18 protein-coding genes are annotated in these 15,957 nt (G+C 59.9%); 13 read left to right on the forward strand and 5 right to left on the reverse strand.

Annotation, left to right across the window (positions count from 1 at the left end; translation table 11 throughout):
* Positions 1-39: 39 nt before the first annotated feature.
* The gene (gene mgtE / locus JYP46_RS07300) at positions 40-1,455 is read right to left on the reverse strand and encodes a magnesium transporter (protein ID WP_113154989.1); all 1,416 of its coding nucleotides are present in this window, start codon (positions 1,453-1,455) and stop codon (positions 40-42) included.
* A gap of 357 nt (positions 1,456-1,812) precedes the next feature.
* On the opposite strand from mgtE, the gene JYP46_RS07305 reads away from it, so the two are divergent.
* A complete protein-coding gene (locus tag JYP46_RS07305) occupies positions 1,813-2,265 on the forward strand; it encodes a TspO/MBR family protein (RefSeq protein ID WP_113154988.1) in 453 nt (150 codons plus the stop codon).
* Between the two features lie 42 nt (positions 2,266-2,307).
* Positions 2,308-2,601, forward strand: a complete 294-nt coding sequence (locus JYP46_RS07310) for a hypothetical protein (protein ID WP_206547704.1) — start codon at positions 2,308-2,310, stop codon at positions 2,599-2,601.
* Positions 2,602-2,705: 104 nt separating this feature from the next.
* On the opposite strand, the gene proX is transcribed toward JYP46_RS07310, so the two are convergent.
* The 3 genes from proX to JYP46_RS07325 form a co-directional block, all read right to left on the reverse strand.
* Complete coding sequence (gene proX, locus JYP46_RS07315) at positions 2,706-3,716, reverse strand: glycine betaine/L-proline ABC transporter substrate-binding protein ProX (RefSeq protein WP_206545473.1); 1,011 nt, start codon at positions 3,714-3,716, stop codon at positions 2,706-2,708.
* 101 nt (positions 3,717-3,817) lie between these two features.
* On the reverse strand, positions 3,818-4,750 hold the full coding sequence (locus JYP46_RS07320; protein WP_113154985.1) for an ABC transporter permease: 933 nt from the start codon (positions 4,748-4,750) through the stop codon (positions 3,818-3,820).
* Positions 4,747-6,000 carry a quaternary amine ABC transporter ATP-binding protein gene (locus JYP46_RS07325; protein ID WP_206547705.1) on the reverse strand — a complete coding sequence of 418 codons (1,254 nt, stop codon included), beginning with the start codon at positions 5,998-6,000 and terminating at the stop codon, positions 4,747-4,749. The genes JYP46_RS07320 and JYP46_RS07325 overlap by 4 nt, the downstream gene beginning before the upstream one ends.
* A 336-nt stretch (positions 6,001-6,336) precedes the next feature.
* Between JYP46_RS07325 and JYP46_RS07330 the strand changes: the two genes are divergently transcribed.
* Entirely contained in the window at positions 6,337-6,585 is a 249-nt protein-coding gene (locus JYP46_RS07330; protein ID WP_113154983.1) for a hypothetical protein, read from the forward strand.
* 115 nt (positions 6,586-6,700) lie between these two features.
* On the opposite strand, the gene JYP46_RS07335 is transcribed toward JYP46_RS07330, so the two are convergent.
* The gene (locus tag JYP46_RS07335; protein ID WP_113154982.1) at positions 6,701-8,146 is read right to left on the reverse strand and encodes an alanine/glycine:cation symporter family protein; all 1,446 of its coding nucleotides are present in this window, start codon (positions 8,144-8,146) and stop codon (positions 6,701-6,703) included.
* Between the two features lie 303 nt (positions 8,147-8,449).
* Between JYP46_RS07335 and JYP46_RS07340 the strand changes: the two genes are divergently transcribed.
* The 10 genes from JYP46_RS07340 (at position 8,450) to JYP46_RS07385 (ending at position 15,755) form a co-directional block, all read left to right on the forward strand.
* Positions 8,450-8,710 carry a hypothetical protein gene (locus JYP46_RS07340; protein WP_206545475.1) on the forward strand — a complete coding sequence of 87 codons (261 nt, stop codon included), beginning with the start codon at positions 8,450-8,452 and terminating at the stop codon, positions 8,708-8,710.
* Between the two features lie 105 nt (positions 8,711-8,815).
* The gene (locus JYP46_RS07345) at positions 8,816-9,634 is read left to right on the forward strand and encodes a maleate cis-trans isomerase family protein (protein WP_236042121.1); all 819 of its coding nucleotides are present in this window, start codon (positions 8,816-8,818) and stop codon (positions 9,632-9,634) included.
* Between the two features lie 117 nt (positions 9,635-9,751).
* A complete protein-coding gene (locus tag JYP46_RS07350) occupies positions 9,752-9,997 on the forward strand; it encodes a GlsB/YeaQ/YmgE family stress response membrane protein (protein ID WP_113156265.1) in 246 nt (81 codons plus the stop codon).
* A 140-nt stretch (positions 9,998-10,137) separates the two neighbouring features.
* Complete coding sequence (locus tag JYP46_RS07355; RefSeq protein WP_206547706.1) at positions 10,138-10,317, forward strand: hypothetical protein; 180 nt, start codon at positions 10,138-10,140, stop codon at positions 10,315-10,317.
* Between the two features lie 238 nt (positions 10,318-10,555).
* Positions 10,556-11,695: a CehA/McbA family metallohydrolase domain-containing protein gene (locus tag JYP46_RS07360; protein ID WP_206547707.1), complete on the forward strand. Its 1,140-nt coding sequence runs from the start codon at positions 10,556-10,558 to the stop codon at positions 11,693-11,695.
* A gap of 252 nt (positions 11,696-11,947) precedes the next feature.
* A complete protein-coding gene (locus tag JYP46_RS07365) occupies positions 11,948-12,955 on the forward strand; it encodes a mechanosensitive ion channel family protein (protein WP_113154978.1) in 1,008 nt (335 codons plus the stop codon).
* Positions 12,956-13,182: 227 nt separating this feature from the next.
* The gene (locus JYP46_RS07370) at positions 13,183-13,773 is read left to right on the forward strand and encodes a hypothetical protein (RefSeq protein WP_113154977.1); all 591 of its coding nucleotides are present in this window, start codon (positions 13,183-13,185) and stop codon (positions 13,771-13,773) included.
* A gap of 154 nt (positions 13,774-13,927) precedes the next feature.
* Positions 13,928-14,173 carry a DUF982 domain-containing protein gene (locus JYP46_RS07375; RefSeq protein ID WP_113154976.1) on the forward strand — a complete coding sequence of 82 codons (246 nt, stop codon included), beginning with the start codon at positions 13,928-13,930 and terminating at the stop codon, positions 14,171-14,173.
* Between the two features lie 410 nt (positions 14,174-14,583).
* A complete protein-coding gene (locus JYP46_RS07380; protein ID WP_206547708.1) occupies positions 14,584-14,955 on the forward strand; it encodes a thermonuclease family protein in 372 nt (123 codons plus the stop codon).
* Positions 14,956-15,014: 59 nt separating this feature from the next.
* Positions 15,015-15,755 (forward strand): endonuclease/exonuclease/phosphatase family protein, encoded by a 741-nt coding sequence (locus tag JYP46_RS07385; RefSeq protein WP_206547709.1) that lies wholly within the window; start codon positions 15,015-15,017, stop codon positions 15,753-15,755.
* Positions 15,756-15,957: the final 202 nt, after the last annotated feature.

The following is a 15,957-nucleotide window of genomic DNA, read 5'->3' on the forward strand; positions in this document are numbered from 1 at the left end:
GGCGGAAAAGCGGTTCCCACTTTTCCTGGAACTGCTCTATTAGACGCCGAACCACCAGGTCGCCAGACCAAGGAAGGCGAAGAAGCCCACCACATCCGTCACGGCCGTCACGAAGACGGCCGAGGCGACGGCCGGATCGGCGCCCACCCGGTCGAGCAGAAGCGGGATGAGAATGCCGCCAAGCGCCGCCACGAACATGTTGATGATCATGGCGGCGGCGATGATGCCGCCCAGATTGTAATCCTGGAACCATGCGGCGGCGACAGCGCCGATCAAAATCGCGAAAACGATGCCGTTGAACACGCCGACGCCCATCTCACGACGGATGATGCGGCCGGCATTGTAGATATCGATGTCGCGGGTGGCGAGCGCGCGCACTGTGACCGTCATGGTCTGCGAGCCGGCATTGCCGCCCATGCCGGCGACGATGGGCATCAGGATGGCGAGCGCCACCACTTTTTCGATTGTGTCGTCGAACAGGCCGATCACCGACGCAGCAAGGAAAGCGGTGATGAGGTTCACCATCAGCCATGGCACGCGCGAGCGCGCAGCCGTCCACACGCGGTCGGAGAGTTCTTCATCACCCACGCCGCCAAGGCGCAGAAGATCCTCCTCGGCCTCCTGCTGGATGACGTCGACCACGTCATCAATGGTCAGGACACCCACGAGGCGCTCATTGTCGTCCACGACGGCGGCGGACAGAAGATCGTATTTTTCAAAGATCTGCGCCGCCTCTTCCTGATCCATCGTGGCCGGGATGGCGTGGCGCGTCTCCCGCATGATGTCTTCGATCTTGGTGCCCCGCCCGGTGCGCAGGATGCGGTCGAGATCGACGGCGCCCACGAGGCGGAAGGTCGGATCGATGACGAATATCTGCGAAAAGCTCTCCGGAAGGTTCTGCTCCTCGCGCATGTAGTCGATGGTCTGGCCGACGGTCCAGAACGGCGGCACGGCGACGAATTCCGTCTGCATGCGCCGGCCGGCGGTTTCATCCGGGTAGCCAAGCGACCGGCGCAGCCGCACCCGCTCGGTGAACGGAAGCTGGGCGAGAATCTCGTCCTGATCGGACTGTTCCAGATCTTCCAGGATATAGACGGCGTCATCCGAATCGAGCTGTTCGACGGCGCGCGCGACCTGCGCATTGGGCAGGTTTTCGAGAATTTCGAGACGGATCGCCTCATCGACCTCGGTGAGCGCCGTATAGTCGAAATCGTCGCCCATCAGCACGACCAGCGCGAGGCGCTGATCCGGCAGGAGGGCTTCGAGCAGATCGCCGATTTCGGACTGGTGGAGCGAACTCACCTCTTGTCTGAGGGTGATCGTGTCTCGGTCGGCTATGGCTGCGCCGATATGGGCCAGGAACGGCGCGGAGACGACGCCATCCTCGTCATAAATGCCCAGACCGTCGGCGGCTTCCGCCCCGGTTTTCTCGTCCAGTCCTTCAGGCTCGCTCAAATGGTCCTCCCTGGCTGGGAATTGCGGCTTTGTGAACGGGCACGGCCCTCATCCGGCAATACAGAGGCGCGCGCCGCACGGCAACCGCGACAGGGCGCTTTCCGCCAGAGAAATTCCGCCCGGGCCCCGCCCCTGCCTGAGGAGCGGTCACACGTCTGCCAGAACAATAATGCCGGTGAATTGGCATTGTTCCCCCTGGGGTTCCCCCTGGGTTTCCCCTTGGGGTTCCCACCGGGGACGGGGCAAAACACTCTTCTTTTGCATCACCTCGCCTTGAAATCCGCAGCGAAACGGACATGTGATCTGCACGGAAGCACGCAGCCACCTCCCCTCAAGAACATCAATACGGATCAAACCATGCCCATCATTCGCGTCCTGCCAGTCTTTCTGCTTCTCGTTGTCGGCGCGGGTCTCGCCATCGGATACATCACCGCGCCCGGCCCCTGGTATGCGGCGCTGGCAAAGCCGGCCTTCAACCCGCCAAACTGGGTGTTCGCGCCGGTCTGGACCATTCTCTATGTGCTGATCGCGGTGGCGGGCGCACGGACATGGCAGCGCGCACGGCATGGCATGGCGATGCGGCTCTGGTGGCTTCAGCTCGTCTTGAACTTCGCCTGGTCGCCGGCCTTCTTCGTGCTGCATCAGGTGGGGCTCGCCCTGCTGATCATCCTGCTTCTGGCGGCAACGATCACCGCCTTCATTGCAGCAAGCTGGCGCTCGGACCGTGCATCGGCGCTGATGTTCCTGCCCTATGCGGCATGGGTGTTCTTCGCGGCCCTTCTGAACGGGGCCATTCTCTCGCTCAACTGAGCCTCCCTGTCGAAACGCGGCCCGGCACACTACATAAGGGCCATGAGCGCATTTCTGAAAGACGGGTTACGCATTGCCGGCATGGCCTTCGCATTGGCAGCGGCGGCCGTGGCGGCTGCAATGTCGGTTCATGCGGCAGAAGACACGAAGACGCTGAGCGAGGCGGAACGCGCCCGACAGGAGCGCGCCGAAAGCGAGGCCGAACGGACCCGTGACCTGATGGACGACCAGCATCGCGATTGGCTGCGCCAGCAGCAGGACCTCAAATACCGCATCCAGCCGGTGCAACCGGATCTGGATGTTCCGATCTACACGGCCCCGCCGCGGCTTTACTAGATCGCCGCGCCTTCATCCGGACCCACAAAAAACCACGCGCCGTTTCCAGCGCGTGGTCTCGAATTGTGCCGTGTCAGGCAAGCGCGCCTGACTGCGCCGATTTCTTAGTCGACAGCCTTGCGGGCTTCTTCGAGCCAGCCATCAACCATTTCGCGGTTCTTCTCAATCCAGTCCGAAGCCTGCTTCTTGATGTCTTCGGGGCTGTCCGCACCGTCATTCATCGCAGAGTTCTGGGCGAAGATGTCTTCAAGCGGGATCGAAGCCGTCTTGAGAACCGCGGCAACAGCCGGGTTTTCCTCAAGGAACTTGGAGTTTGCGACCGGCACGATGTCGTTCGCCTCAAAGCCCATCACGCAGGGGTCGGCCACACAGGACGCGATGCCGGCAGCTGCGTTCTCTTCGGTGGCTTCCTCGGGAACCTGAATCCAGACAACGTCTTCACCGAGCTTCAGCTCGTTGACGGTCCAGTTCGGCGTCCAGGTGTAGAACAGGATCGGCTCGCCGCTGTCATGGGCGGCAACCGCATCGGCCATGGAAGCCGAATAGCTCGCCTTGATCTCGTTGATGTGATCCTTGAGGCCGTACTCGGTCAGGTGACCTTCAATGGCAACCTCACAGCCCCAGCCGGGCGGGCAGGCAACCAGATCGGCCTTGCCATCGCCATCACGGTCGAACGCTTCCTTGACCTCGTCGCGCTTGAAATCGTCAAGCGTCTTGATGTCGAACTTCTCGGCGGACGCCTTGTCCACCAGATAGCCCTGAAGCGCGCCGCCAGCGGCAACGGCGCCGATGATCTCGGCGGACTCTTCAAAGGCCGGGCGATAGGTGTCATGGATCGGGAACCAGCCATTCACCCAGAGATCGACGTCGCCATAGCCGACGGCCTGGTAGAAGGGCGGGTTGTCGAGCGTGGTCGGGCCATCGACAGTGTAGCCGAGCTCCTCGAACAGCTGCTTGTAGATCTCGGAGTGGAACCAGCCGGTGTCCCAGGTGGCCTGGGCCATCTTGATCGTCTTGCCTTCGCCAGGCGCGTCTGCGGCCATTGCCGGCATGGCGACGGAGCCGAGCAGCGCCAGGGCTGCGATTGCGGGGATGCTTTTCTTAAGACCAGTCATAACAAGCAGTCTCCTTTATGTGATTTTCAGTGGTGGCAGCGAATGGAGCCGCTGCCGCAAGAGCGGAACGCGCAATTGCGTTCCGCAGAGCGGGTCTCGCCTCAGGCGGCTTTGCCCGCTTGCTCTTCCTTGACCGGCTTGCCGAGCCCGAACATCGAGCGCAGCGTCTGCCAGAGCGAAGGCGTCTGCACGGCTTTCTTTTCGCCGAGCGACTGAGTGATGCGATCGAGAATGATCGCGAGAAGCACGATGCCGATGCCGCCGGCCGTTGCCGCGCCCACATTGAGGCGTCCAAGGCCGGTGTAGACCGTGAGGCCGAGACCGCCCGCGCCGATGAGCGCGGCGATGACGACCATGGAAAGCGCCAGCATCAGGGTCTGGTTGAGGCCCGCCATGATGGTGCGAAGCGCCAGCGGGAACTGGACCTCCCACAGCATCTGCGAACGGGTGGAACCGAACGCCTCGGCCGCCTCGATCAGGTCGGCGCGCACATTGCGGATGCCGAGATTGGTGAGACGGATGATGGGCGGCAGCGCAAAGATGATGGTGGCGATGATGCCCGGCACCATGCCCACACCGAACAGCATCACGATCGGCACCAGATACACGAAGGACGGGATCGTCTGCATGATGTCGAGGATCGGACGCACGACAAGCAGGACACGGTCGCTGCGCGCCGCCCAGATGCCGATGGGAATGCCGATCACGGCGCAGAAGAACACCGAGGTGATGATCATGGACAGCGTGGTCATCGTTTCCGCCCACAGGCCGATCATGTCGATGAAGACCAGCGCGATGAGCGTGAAGATTGCCACGCCACGACCGGCCGTGCGGTCGGCGATCACGGTCAGGATGGCCGTGAAGACCAGCATGGGCAGCCAGTGGAAGAAGGCGTCGAGCCAGCCCAGAACAACGGTGACCGGCACCTGCAGGCTTCTGAAGAAGGGGCGGAAATTCGGCACGAGGAAATCGCGCACGAAGCTGTTCACCCAGTCGTCGAGCGGGATCTGAACGAGGTCAGCGGGGCTAATCATGGGCGGTCTCCTTCGCTGGCGGACTGCCGGGCTTCGGCGTCTTCCGCCGGAACCGCCGTTTCGTCGTTCTCGTCGCCCGAAAGCTGCGAGAACACCGCCTGCGCCTCGATGACGCCGGCAAGCCGGCCGCGCTTGTCGGCAACGGCGATCGGGTAGCCGGCGCTCGCTGCGCCATAAAGTTCGTTGAGCGGGGTTTCGCGCTCGACGGTCGGAACCTCGGTGACCATCACTTCGGAAAGATCGGTCCGGCCCTCCTCGCGTGCGGCAACCGCCAGCTCCTGATAGGTGACGAGGCCGGCGATGCGGTCCTTGTCGACCACGTAGAGCGCATTGCGATTGTGCTCTTCCATGAGCTCAAGCGCCTTTTCCGCCGCGCCCTTTTCACCAAGCTCGACCGTGATCGGGCGTTCTGCCACATGGGCGGCGTCGAACACGCGGCCGCGATCAATGTCGGCAACAAAGGCGGCGACGTACTCGTCAGCCGGGTTGTCGACGATTTCCTGCGCGGTGCCCACCTGGACGAACTCGCCATCCTTCATGATGGCGATCTTGTCACCGAGGAGCAGCGCCTCGTTGAGATCGTGGGTGATGAAGATGATGGTCTTCTTGAGCTTCTTCTGAAGGTGCAGGAGCTCTTCCTGCATCTCGCGGCGAATGAGCGGATCAAGCGCGCCGAAAGGCTCGTCCATGAGCAGGATCTGCGGATCGGTGGCGAGACCGCGCGCCAGGCCGACGCGCTGCTGCATGCCACCCGACAGTTCGCTGGGGAAGCTGTCCGCATAGGCGGCAAGCCCGACCTGCTCCAGCGCCGCCAGCGCCTTCTTGCGCCGTTCGGCAGCGCCCTCGCCCTTGATCTTGAGGCCGTATGCGACATTGTCGGCAACGGTCTTGTGCGGGAAAAGCGCGAAATGCTGGAAGACCATGGTGATCTTTTCGCGGCGCACCTTGCGCAGCCGGTCTGCCGAGCAGCTGGCGACGTCATCATCGTCGATGAGGATCTTGCCGTATGTGGGGGCAATCAGACCGTTCAGCGTGCGGACAAGTGTCGACTTGCCCGAGCCGGACAGGCCCATAACCACAAAAATTTCGCCCTCACCAACATCGAAACTGACATCCTGGACACCAACGGTTTGTCCCGTTGCTTCGAAAATCTCGATTTTCGACTTGCCCTCTTTCAGACCTTCGAGCGCCTGTTCTGGATTATCTCCAAATATCTTGTAAACATTCTCGACCCTTAGCTTGGGTTTCATGGTTCCTCTTGATTGATTATTTTATGGAAAATGAAATACAGGTAGAACACCTGCTCAATATTTCACATATCCCTGCACTCAGGCGGAGCGCTGAGAGACTTAAGTCTTCCTCGCGCATGATGTGAAAATACCATACATGGCTAAAGACATAACGTGCGATATTACGAATCGCAACAGTGAGTGAAAATTAATTCAGCATCGAATTATCCTGAACCATGCTCAGAAAGCCGGAACGCGCCGCGCTGGCGGGCGTTCCTTTCGGCCAGATGAACTGTTAGGGATAGACACGCGGGGGGCGCCTGCGACGCAGCAAACGCACCAGTGAAGGGATGAAGAATGAACGACCGCTACGACGCTTATGCCGCTGCCACCATCGTGATTTTCGGCGCAATCGTGATTGGCGGCCTGATGGCTGCATCGCTGTCATTTGGCGAGCGGGATGCGTTTTTCTTCGCACTCGGCGCGGCCACTTCCGCGTGGTGTGCCGGCTATGCGATGTTTCTCGACAAGGCACGTGTGTTTGTGGCGCTGACTGCGCTGGCGGTGGCCATGTCCATTGCCGCGGCTGTTCTTCTGGGCTTTTAGCGAGCCCTCCCTCCCGATCAGAGGCTCCTCCAGAATTCCGGGGCTCTTCCAGAACTGAGAAAGGGCAGGTTTCCCCTGCCCTTTTCCATATGCCGGCGCCTGAAACGACCGCGCGCTACGCCGCCTCGCGGAATGTGCGCACCTTGCCGGTCCATGCCGTGCGGTCGATATCGAGATCCGGGAAATTGTCGGGGTTGAGAACCGGGCGGTCCACCCCTGCCTTCAGCTGCTCGCGGAAGTCCTTCAGAATGCGCAGGCAGATGGGTAAGAGCATCATGATGGCGATCAGATTGACCAGCGCCAGAACGCCCATCAGCGGATCCGAGAAGAAGAACACCGCCGTAGCGCCGGGCGCCACCGCCCCGAGAAACACCATGCCCATGACGGTCAGGCGCAATATGTTCACCGCGACATTGCTTTCGGTAATGATGGTCAGGGCGTTTTCACCCAGATAGTAATTGTAGATGATCGAGCTGAACGCGAAGAGCAGCAGAATGAAGGTCAGGAAATACTGGGTCCATTCACCCAGATGCGAGACCAGAGACTGCTGGGTCAGCACCACGCCATCAATGCCTTCCGCACCCGGCGTATAGACATCGCCCAGAAGGATCACGAAGGCCGTGCAGCTACAGATCACGATCGTGTCGATGAACACGGAGAAGGACTGGGTGATGCCCTGACTGATGGGGTGACGCACATCGGCCGTGGCCGCCACATTGGGGGCGGAGCCGAGCCCCGCTTCATTGGAGAACAGGCCGCGTCGTAACCCCTGCGCCAGCGCCGCGCCCATGCCGCCGCCAACCGCCTGCTCGAAGCCAAAGGCGTTCATGACGATGGAATAAAGGACACCCGGTAACTCGGTGATGTTGATGACGATGATGAAGATGGCCATCAGCAGATAGGCCAGCGCCATGACCGGCACCACAACATCGGCTGCAAGCGCGATGCGGCGGATGCCGCCGAAGACGATGAAACCCGCAATGACGGTGAGCAGAATGCCGGACCACATCCGGTCGATGCCAAGGCTCTCCTGCGCTGCGCCGGCGACCGTGTTGCCCTGAAACGCGTTGAAGCCGATGGCGAAGGCCGCGATCAGACAGACCGCATAAAGAACGGCGAGCCATTTGTGCTCATGGCCAAGACCGTGGATGATCGAGCGGGCCGGTCCGCCGCGAAACGTGCCATCGGGCTCGCGCCGCTTGTAAAGCTGGGCGAGCGAGCATTCGACCAGGCTGGTGGCCATACCGACCAGCGCCACGGCCCACATCCAGAACACCGCGCCCGGCCCGCCAAGCGTGATCGCCACCGCAACGCCGGCAATATTGCCGCCGCCGACGCGACCGCCAACGGAAACGAGGAGCGCTGCGCGCGCGGAGATCGCATTTGGATCCCCGCTCTGGTTTTTGGAGGAAAGCACACGGAACATGCGCTTGAAGAACTGGAACTGCACAAAACCGGTCAGCGCGGTGATGAAAATGCCAAGAACGATGAGGATCGGAATAAGCGCCCACCCCCAGGTTAAGTCGCCTATGATGCCAAATAAGTCTCGTATGAATGTCATTTCCGTATCCTCACTTTCAGAAATAGACTGCTGCCGACCGGCCCGTGCGTAGCCACGCTTCCTCCGGGAGGCCAGTGCAGACGCGACATGATAGCGCGCAAACGCAATGAGCGCACGCGCGCGTCAGGCATTGCTTCGCCCCCTACCCGCCTGAATTAACACTTTCATAACGCTTGCACGCGTGAGTTGGGCACTACCCCGATTGGACGACTCGTCGGAACGCTGTGGTTGTGGTAGTGAACCGCCAAAATTCAGCATGCCAAACAAAAACAAGTCCGTTTTCACGCTTCCCGGGGGGAAAGCATGTCGTTTGCATATGAAAACTGTGTGCCCGCAGATTTCGTGAGCGAGGCGCAGACATGTCGTGACGCCATTGAGCCGGCGTTAAGGCAGGTGCTGGTTTCGGCACGGGAGCGCGGCTGGAGCAGCCAGCAAGTCCATCTGGCCATGATGGAAATCGCCATCGCATCCATAAAGACCGACGGCCTCGACATCACCACGCTCGCCAAAATGCGGCGCGCGGCCTGGCGCGGCGACTTCGTTGCCGGACGGAAGAGCCAGTAGACCCGCGTGAAGAATTTCGGGAATTGGCAAGCGCTCGATTGCATCGCGCCGGGCGAGAGACGATGATTGGCGCATCGCACACACGCACAGACGAGCACAGCCAAGATGACCGCAATGCTGCAGACCCCGCAGCCCAAAACCCCAGGGCCAAAAACCCCACTGCCGAAAGACCGCAAACGGGAGGCGCCGGGGCCAGTCCGCTTCGATGACGGGCGCAATGCCCGCGCCAAGCTCGGTTTCGTGCTCGTGCCCAATGACCAGCTGGTCGAGGAAGACATGGTGCGCATGGCCCCGCCCGGTGTCAGCACCTATTTCTCGCGCGCCCGCATGCCGCATGAAATCTCCACCGGCTCACTCGCGCAGCTCGCCGACAGCCTCGCGGAGACGGCCGGGCGCATCCTTCCCGACGATGCGCTGGATGTGCTGTGCCTCGCCTGCACATCGGGAACGGTCGCCGTCGGCGAAGCGCGGGTGCGTGAAGAATTGAACCGGGGCGCACCCAATGCGCGCGCAACCTCGCTCATGGGCAGCGTCCACAGGGCGCTTGAGGCGCTGAATGTCCGGAAACTGGCCGTTGCCACGCCCTATGCGGAAGAGCTGACGGAGAACGTCGTCCGCTATCTGCATGACGCGGGCTTCGACATCACCGCCTATGCGGGGCTCAATCTGGACTATGACAGCGAGATGGTGCGGGTGACGCCGGAATTCCTTCTCGAATTCGGCGCGTCGATCGACACGGCCGACGCCGATGCCGTGCTGATCAGCTGCAGCGCTTTGCGTTCGCTGGAGATCGTCGACGCGCTGGAACAGAAGATCGGCAAGCCGGTGGTCGTGAGCAACCAGGCAATGATGTGGAACTGCCTCAGACTGGCCGGCATCGAAGACCGGATCGAAGGCTACGGAGCCCTGCTGCGCGACCTGTGAAGCAGATCAATACCGGCTTCACACCTCTATTTTGAAACATTCTTTCGCTGGTCGGCTTGAAACGGAGGGCGAAACCGGTCGATCATTTGCCGCCTTTCTTTTCAAGGAGTGATTCTGATGCAGGGCATTGGCTGGATCGCCGCCATCATCATCGGCGGCATTGCCGGGTGGCTGGCAAAACAGTTCATGGACACCAACACCGGCCTTCTCATGAACATCGTTCTGGGCATCGTCGGCGCGGCCGTCGCAAACGCCCTTCTGGGCGTGGTGGGAATTTCGTTTGCCGGCTGGCTCGGCAACCTGATCGCCGGTTTCATCGGCGCGTGTATTCTCATAGCCATTGTGCGCGCCGTCGCGAAATAGCGGCGAGCGCACAGGGCCAGACAATTGAAACCGGCAGGGTCCTGCGCCCTGCCGGTTTCTTAATGGGCGGAAGAATTCGTGATGCATCGCTTTGCCGGGCAACGACTTATCGTCATTGTTGCCCTGCAAGGTCGAAGACCATGGATACCCTGACCGAAATCATGAATGCGCTGGCGCTGGCCATCTCCGTTATCGTCGTTTCGACCGCGACGGTGGAGCTGCTGTCACGCGCGATCAGCCGCAGATACATCGATGGCCGCCATATCGATGACCGGGCAGCCAACCGGCACCCGGCGAGCCGGCTTTCGCCGCACGGCTGAGCCTCCGCCTCCGCCCCCACCAACAGAAACAAGATCGCCCGCCCCTCGCCCGGCTCCAATCCAGTGCGCAACCGGGTGACCAATCCTTCTGTCATCAAGCATTTATACCGGGACAATTATATCAGCCCCGTTGATGATCTTTTGGATCGGATGCTAGCAATTCATTTGGCATTTCGCTCAATCTGAAAATGAAACGCCATATAAAAACTAGAAATTGAATATACCGGGGCAATTCAACGTGAAAAAACTATTCGGATTTACGCTTCTCTCCGCCGCATTATTGGCTGGCGGGAGCGCGCTATCCCTCGCTCAAGAGAAAACAGATCCAAACAAGTTTCTTGAAGCCTTCCCCGAGGATGGCTCATGGTTCAAGGCGCAGTTTCATATTCACGCAAATTGGGGCCTGCCCGACCTCATCCCCACCACGCCGCCGGATGTCCCGCTCAATTACTATTTCAGCCGGGACTACAACATCGTTTCCTTCACCGACCTGAACTACACCACTCCCGTCTTCGAAGGCGTGAAACCTTACTGGGACCGCCCGGGACGCACGCTTGTAATGGCCGGCAACGAACTCAACTGCGAACCCGTGGGCGAACCGCCCTATGGGGTGATCGACACGATTGTCGTTGGCCTGCCGAGCGACGACCAGCTGGAGGTTCCCTGCGACACGTCGTGGAGCACGGCGGCGGTGCTGAAGGCGCAGGCCGAAACCGGCCGCGCCGCGGGCGGCATTCCCGTCATCTCGCACCCCAACATGTTTTACAGCATCACCGCCAAGGACATTCTTGAAACCGACCCGATGGCCAGCCGCCATGTCGAAATCCGCAATGGCGAACCGGGCATGAACGACTTTGGCGGAAACGGGCACGCCTCGACCTTCGAGATCTGGGACGAGGTTCTGTCCACCGGCCGCCAGATTTTCGGCTGGGGAACGGATGACAGCCACCACTTCCCGCAGCAAAGCGCCCCGAACCATCACAATCCCCGCAAGCAGGCCCTTGCCGACCGGGTCTGGATGTATGTGTTCGCGAATGAATTGAGCGACGACGCCATTCGGGCCGCACTCGACAAGGGGCATTTCTATGCCTCCACAGGCGTGACCTTCACGGACCTTCAGATGGGCGAAGGCAGGCTCTCCATCACGCTGGACCCGGCCTCCAGCGACATTGGCTGGCATGGCTTTTACCTGAAGGAAGGCGACTTCAACCCGACCAGCTACCGCACACGCTTCATCGGCCGCGATGGCGAGGTTCTCGCCATGGATGACAGCTATTCACCCGAGTATAGCTGCAAGACCGACGACCTCTATGTGCGCGCCGAGGTCACCAACAGTGATGGCTGGCAGGCCTTTACCAATGCGGTGTTCTGCCCCTGACGGGCCACCCGGCCTGCAGCCTCGCCAAGAAAGCGATCATATGCGGGCGAGACAGGAAACGGGGCCGGCAACTGCGGCCCCGCTTCAAGAATCCCGATGGACGGCAGGGCAGATGCGTGATTTCTGGAAAGCGCCTGACTCACCTGAGCCGGCGCGTTCTGCGCGCCGGGCCGTGTTCACGGGCAATATGACGATCTTATCTGCATGCTGCGCCCATTGCCTGCACATTGCGGACAACAGCGAGGTGATCGCATGACATTCTACTGGATCGATCTGGGTCTGATCGTGGCCTTTTCGGCCGTTGTGCTCGGCTGCCTCTATGGCATGCGCAGGAATGGAAAATGGTCGCACAGCATCGTCGTCCATGCGATCTATCTGCTGTCGGTCACAGGCCTGTTGCTGACCGTCAACACGGTCATCGATCAGTTGCTGGTGCACTACAAGGTGACACTGATACAGCCTGATTTTATTGACGATTTGACCTATGTGGCAATCGGCCTGGCCGTGATTGAGGAGATGTTTCACCTCATCAACCGACTGACCTATGCCCAGGTACAGAAAGGCAGCGACCGAACGTCGGCGACCAGTGTTGCACGCGTTCTCAAAATGGCGATTGTCCTGTCGCTCGTTCTGCTCTTTGGCGAGCATCTGGGGCTGAGCCTGTCCGGCCTGCTCGCCTTTGGCGGATTTGGCGGCATCGCCATCGGCATTGCCGGCAAGGATGTTCTGAGCAATGTCTTCTCGGGCGTGATGCTTTATTTCGACCGCCCGTTCAACCTGGGCGACTGGATCCGCTCGCCCGACCGCCAGATCGAGGGCTCCGTCGAGGAGATCGGCTGGCGCATGACCCGCATAACGACGTTCGACAACCGCCCGCTTTACGTTCCCAATTCGCTCTTCTCATCGATCAGCGTCGAGAATCCCGGCCAGATGCGTAACCGGCGGATCAGCACGTCCATCAATGTGCGCTACGAGGATGCGGCGAAGATCAATGCCATCATCACGGACATACGGGCGATGTTGCGGGGGAATCCGAGCATCGACCTGAAACAGGACCTGCTCATCTACTTCAACGAGTTTGGCGAGTATTCGCTGAACATCATGGTCTACTGCTTCACCAAGACCACCAACTGGGCGGAGTGGCTGGACGTCCAGCAGGACGTGTATCTGAAGATCATCGAGATCGTGCACAACAATGGTGCTGACTTTGCTGATCCGAAGCAGGTCATCTCGATAGAGAAGGCCGAGGCCGCAGGGTAACGCGAGGAGCATCGACCTCTAAAGGGCGCCCGTTTCCGGCTGACCGCCGCCTGCGGCGCGCCCCCTTCCATACGCTGTTGATGCTCCCTTGATGTGCTCTCGATGCGCCCTGCACCGGCCAGAATCCGGCGCGCGGCTTGCCAAATCGTTTCACCGATAGTGCAATGCTTATGAGTTAAAGCAATCCGGCCTGACGATTCGGCTGATGGAAGGAGCAGGCGCGCGCAATGGAGCAGTCGATCCCCAACACCGATCAGCTCATCCATATTCGCGTTGTGCTGGGTGTTGTGATGGGGTTGAGCCTCGCGCGGCTCCTCAACGGCCTGGCCCATTTCGTTCAGCATCCGGGCAAGATCCGCATCTATTCGGTGCATATCGGCTGGGTTCTGTTCCTGTTTCTGGCCGTCGTGCACTTCTGGTGGTTTCAGTTCAGCCTGATCTACATCTCGCACTGGACCTTCGAGCACTACATCTTCGTCATCATGTATGCCGCGCTGTTCTTCTTCATCTGCGCGCTGCTTTTTCCCGACGACATGAAGGAGTATTCGGGGTTCGCCGACTACTTCCATTCGCGGCAGACGTGGTTTTTTGCGCTTCTGGCTGCGCTTTATGCGGTGGACATCATCGACACGCTGGCCAAGGGCGTTGAGCATTTCAAAAACCTCGGGCCTGAATATCCCCTGCGGCAGGCGGTGATGATCACCCTGTCCATCGTGGCCATCTTCGTCAAAAGCCGCCGCTTCCACCTCAGTTTCGTGACGGCAGCGCTGGCAATCCAGGTCCTCTGGATCATCCAGTATTTCCAGGTTCTTGCCTAAAACCTTAAAAGCGCAGTGCTTTTACAAACGCCTGCGGCGATGAACATGGGCCTTCCACTTGGCTTTTCGCCCACTTCACATCTCGGTGATGCAGGCGCGTGTTCCCTTCTCCATGTGGTAAAATCCCCGCCTCAACAGGCTGGGAGAGCCGGCAATGAATGAAGGATGGTTTTCCAAACCCGTACCGATTGCAGAATGCATCACGGGCGATATTCGATACATTTCGAGCGCCAGACAGGCTCTGGAACTGCTGGACGGCCACTGGCGGCAACCGGGCAGCGAAGCGCACCGGGAAGCGCTGATCGTCTGCCAGCGGGCCATGGATGGCAGAGCGACCGGCGATGCGGCAATGCAAGCGTTTCTCACCGCCGCGACGGAAGCACGCGTGCTGACATCGTGATGGTGGACTGCTCGGATCGAGAAACAAAGCGCCGGACAGCAAGCGCGGCTTGTTCTAAAGACGTCTAAAACTCTGAGGGAATTTAAGCGTTCGCGGCTTTGTGCGCGATACATTCCGAAGATGACCGGGAGGAACAGCTTTCTCGGAAGAGAGCTTGGTGCGGTCGAGAAGACTCGCAAACAGGCCGCAACGCCTTATTTTCCGGGCTTTTGGTGTCCCACGCCGCTGTTTTTGCGTTCTATGCATTTCAATGGGTTACGAGCGAGGTGTCCCACGCTCCGAGCCGTGTTTCCGTCCACAAAAATCGCATCCTGTGAACAACCTTTCCAAACGGTTCGGGCTCTTACGCTCTCGCCCCATTGAAGAGTGAGCCCCGACTTGCTCACATGCGGTCTGTTTTGGAGCTCTGAATGATCGCTTTCGCCGCCACCCTCATTTCCTGCTTGTCCCTGTCTGCAGTCGATGGAGACACCATCAAGTGCAATGGACAGAACATGCGCATCATGGGACCAGGCGCGCCGTTCAAGTCCGGGATCGACACTCCAGAGATCCGCAATGCGAAATGCCCGAAGGAGAAGCTTCTCGGCAAACAGGCCAAACTGCGGCTGGCCGAGCTTCTGCGGGAGGACGTGAAGATCGAGGACAGCGGCGAGCGTGACCGCTGGAAGCGTCCACTTGTGTGGGTGCGGATGCCAAACGGGAAAACTGCGGGGGAAATCCTGATGGCGGATGGCTATGCCGTTCGCTGGAAGCCGGGGTACAGGTCCGCATGGTGCGAATGAGGCCATTCAGCATTTCACTGAGGGACAAGAGGTAACGAGATCGGCAGGCTACCGGGGGGATGGATTTGCCAGAGACATCGCGAAATCGCGCAACACGTTTATTGTGCTGGAACACTGCCTGGAACCGCAAGACATCACAAAAAGGCACTCTGCAAAGGCAGCGGATACTGGAAGCGGATGCAGATATTATCTGCTGCCCAGAGGCCTATGATGACTTTCTTCCTGACGAGTGGTTCAGGATCACCAGTGCCGCAGACCACGGGTATTCAATCACCAAAGGTCGATACAAGGTGGCGCTCTGGAGCCGCTCGCCATGGACCGCAATCGATCATATTGGTGACACAAGACTGCCGCCTGGTCGTTTCGTTGCGGGTGTGACAGAGACCCCGGCTGGCCAGCTACAAGTGATTGGTGTCTGTATCCCGTGGAGCATGGCTCACGTAACGACTGGCCGAAAGGACAGTGCGAGGTGGGATGAGCACATGCTGTACCTTGAGGGGCTTACCGCCCTGCTCAGGAAACAGCACGACATTCCGACCGTAGTCATCGGTGATTTCAACCAACGCATGCCGCGCAAATTGGTGCCTGCGATGGCCGCCGATGCTCTCGAAGATGCAATGCAAGGGTTGAACGTGTGGACGGCCGGCACCTCGATTGAAGGACTGGAGAAGCAGCCTGTTTGCCATATTGCGGGCTCGCCGATGCTTTCGCCAAGGGCAACGTGGGGCATTTCCAGAGACATTGACGATGTGACCGTGAGTGATCATGACGGCCTCATCGCCGAAGTAGAGGCCCCTTAGGCATTGCGACGTCTCTTCACATTGGACTGGTGCGAACTTGAATGGTCAGAGTAGAAAACGCGCTCGCTGAGCTCCGAGAAATCTGTCAACGGCGGAGTAAAAGTCGGCCATTGGGCGGCGCAAAAGTAGTCCACTTTGCGCTGCAAGCGGGGAACGTCGGGAGGGCGTAGCCCGACCAGAGTTTCCCGCTTGCAGCGTCGGC

The organism is Nitratireductor aquimarinus (genome assembly GCF_017255295.1).
GTDB lineage: Bacteria > Pseudomonadota > Alphaproteobacteria > Rhizobiales > Rhizobiaceae > Nitratireductor > Nitratireductor aquimarinus.

Excerpts from the sequence above, each read along its gene's own strand:
- JYP46_RS07330 (WP_113154983.1), top strand. The coding sequence starts at position 6,337 with ATGAACGACCGCTACGACGCTTATGCCGCTGCCACCATCGTGATTTTC.
- JYP46_RS07365 (WP_113154978.1), top strand. The coding sequence starts at position 11,948 with ATGACATTCTACTGGATCGATCTGGGTCTGATCGTGGCCTTTTCGGCC.
- JYP46_RS07345 (WP_236042121.1), top strand. The coding sequence starts at position 8,816 with ATGACCGCAATGCTGCAGACCCCGCAGCCCAAAACCCCAGGGCCAAAA.
- JYP46_RS07325 (WP_206547705.1), bottom strand. The coding sequence starts at position 6,000 with ATGAAACCCAAGCTAAGGGTCGAGAATGTTTACAAGATATTTGGAGAT.
- JYP46_RS07340 (WP_206545475.1), top strand. The coding sequence starts at position 8,450 with ATGTCGTTTGCATATGAAAACTGTGTGCCCGCAGATTTCGTGAGCGAG.
- JYP46_RS07385 (WP_206547709.1), top strand. The coding sequence starts at position 15,015 with ATGGATTTGCCAGAGACATCGCGAAATCGCGCAACACGTTTATTGTGC.
- JYP46_RS07335 (WP_113154982.1), bottom strand. The coding sequence starts at position 8,146 with ATGACATTCATACGAGACTTATTTGGCATCATAGGCGACTTAACCTGG.
- JYP46_RS07350 (WP_113156265.1), top strand. The coding sequence starts at position 9,752 with ATGCAGGGCATTGGCTGGATCGCCGCCATCATCATCGGCGGCATTGCC.
- JYP46_RS07370 (WP_113154977.1), top strand. The coding sequence starts at position 13,183 with ATGGAGCAGTCGATCCCCAACACCGATCAGCTCATCCATATTCGCGTT.
- JYP46_RS07310 (WP_206547704.1), top strand. The coding sequence starts at position 2,308 with ATGAGCGCATTTCTGAAAGACGGGTTACGCATTGCCGGCATGGCCTTC.
- JYP46_RS07355 (WP_206547706.1), top strand. The coding sequence starts at position 10,138 with ATGGATACCCTGACCGAAATCATGAATGCGCTGGCGCTGGCCATCTCC.
- proX (WP_206545473.1), bottom strand. The coding sequence starts at position 3,716 with ATGACTGGTCTTAAGAAAAGCATCCCCGCAATCGCAGCCCTGGCGCTG.
- JYP46_RS07375 (WP_113154976.1), top strand. The coding sequence starts at position 13,928 with ATGAATGAAGGATGGTTTTCCAAACCCGTACCGATTGCAGAATGCATC.
- JYP46_RS07380 (WP_206547708.1), top strand. The coding sequence starts at position 14,584 with ATGATCGCTTTCGCCGCCACCCTCATTTCCTGCTTGTCCCTGTCTGCA.
- JYP46_RS07305 (WP_113154988.1), top strand. The coding sequence starts at position 1,813 with ATGCCCATCATTCGCGTCCTGCCAGTCTTTCTGCTTCTCGTTGTCGGC.
- JYP46_RS07320 (WP_113154985.1), bottom strand. The coding sequence starts at position 4,750 with ATGATTAGCCCCGCTGACCTCGTTCAGATCCCGCTCGACGACTGGGTG.